Origin of the sequence: Winogradskyella eximia, assembly GCF_003386165.1 — a bacterium.
Lineage (GTDB): Bacteria > Bacteroidota > Bacteroidia > Flavobacteriales > Flavobacteriaceae > Winogradskyella > Winogradskyella eximia.
In genome coordinates this window covers 1-1,691 of sequence record NZ_QRDV01000026.1, presented here as the reverse complement: position 1 = coordinate 1,691, position 1,691 = coordinate 1, and the positions used below count along the sequence as shown (strand labels likewise).

The following is a 1,691-nucleotide window of genomic DNA, read 5'->3' as shown; positions in this document are numbered from 1 at the left end:
TAAGACGTGTATAATTAATTGCTTTGGTCGTTGCTTATTTGGAAAATTCCTTCGGAATTTTCTCGCGTTCGTTTTTGTTTACTAAATTAGTTGCTGAAACACGCAACTAACCATACACAAGACCGTTGGCAATAATTATGAAAAAACCGTTTCTAAAGAAAATATTACTTCTGATAATGATGTTGATTTCCTTCAACTCATTCGCTTGTGACTGTGAATGTGAAGGAGATTGTTCTTTTAAAGGAGTAGCAAACGGAATGGAATTTGTTGCACTTGTGAAAGTAATTGAATATTCTGATTTTCTGGATTACGAAATAGATGGTTATGGTAAAAAAATGCCTTTTTCAATGACGGTCGAAATAGTAAAAAAGTACAAAGGAACTGAATCGCGAAAAAGAATAAAAATTTGGGGAGATGACGGAGCACAATGCAGACCTTATATTGCGGATTTTGAAGTTGGAAAATATTATTTAATTGCGCCAAATCGGATTGAAGAAAATTCGGAACTCGGAAAAAAAGACGATTTTGATTTCTTCTCTTGTTGGACTGATTATCTGACTGTCGATTATGACAACGGAATTGCATACGGAGAATACTCAAAACGGAAAGATAAAATAACGCTAAAAGAATTTGAAAGCGGAATAAAAAAATAACTATTGCCAACAACGTATAAAATTAATTGCTAGTTATAGCCTACTTACGAAAGTCCTCGCGGACTTTCTATCTGTGATTTATTTGCTAACTTTAGTGCTTAAAACACGCAACTAATCTTATACAAAACCGTTACCTGCAATTTGAAAAAAACTCTCTACATATCAATATTTTTTATTTTTAACATTTGGAATATATCCTATTCTCAAGATTCTGAAAAACAAAAAAAATATATTGAAAAGGATACATCATTTATTTCAGAGCTAAAAAAAGCATATGATGTTTCGTGTGAAGATTTTTTTGAAAAGCTTGAAATTCCATATAGAAAACGTGAGAACTTGGGATTTGGTTATCAAATAATTGATAGCGGAAAAGGACTTGGTAGCATTTCGTTTGACTATCAAATTCTGTTTTTAAATGATGAGATTCTAGCTTACAACATTTCGACTGAGATAAACGAAAATAAATCCGATAGGATTAAAAAGTTATATAAAGATAAACTGTCTGGAATATTCGAAGTCGACGAAAATTACAAAGTCAGTCCACTTAGCTCGGATATGAATAAAATATACATATCATTAAATCCAAAAAAAGAGTTCCTTGATAATACTGTTAACGAACTTATGAATCCCTTTTTTTCAAGAACATACGGAACAATGTGTGGAGAAGCTATGAGAACACTAGATAACAGAAAACTCTTTGATCAGTTTATATGTGAAGAAAATTGCGAATACTTATTGTATAGCATGAATCCTGCAACTCGTATTATGTCTATTGAATTTTATTATTCTAATCTGAATAAATTTAATAAGGCTCAACAAAAAATAATAAATTTGAGAATAGAAGAATTAAAAAATGAACCACTAATAATGGAAATTTGCTCTGGTTGTATTTATAGTGGAAAATCATCAAATAAAATAATATCAGAACTAGCAAACAGCAGGTAACAAAGTACTGTGGTAAAAAACAAGTAAAAATGTATTAATTTTTCACTAAAGTACTTTTATAATTTCCATCATATATTAATCCTGATTTAGCTA

Annotated in this window: 2 protein-coding genes; both read left to right on the top strand. The window is 30.2% G+C overall.

Going from position 1 to position 1,691, the window contains the following annotated elements:
- Positions 1-137 precede the first annotated feature (137 nt).
- Positions 138-653, top strand: a complete 516-nt coding sequence (locus DFQ10_RS18440) for a hypothetical protein (protein ID WP_115818923.1) — start codon at positions 138-140, stop codon at positions 651-653.
- 141 nt (positions 654-794) lie between these two features.
- On the top strand, positions 795-1,598 hold the full coding sequence (locus DFQ10_RS18435) for a hypothetical protein (protein ID WP_245940787.1): 804 nt from the start codon (positions 795-797) through the stop codon (positions 1,596-1,598).
- Positions 1,599-1,691 lie beyond the last annotated feature (93 nt).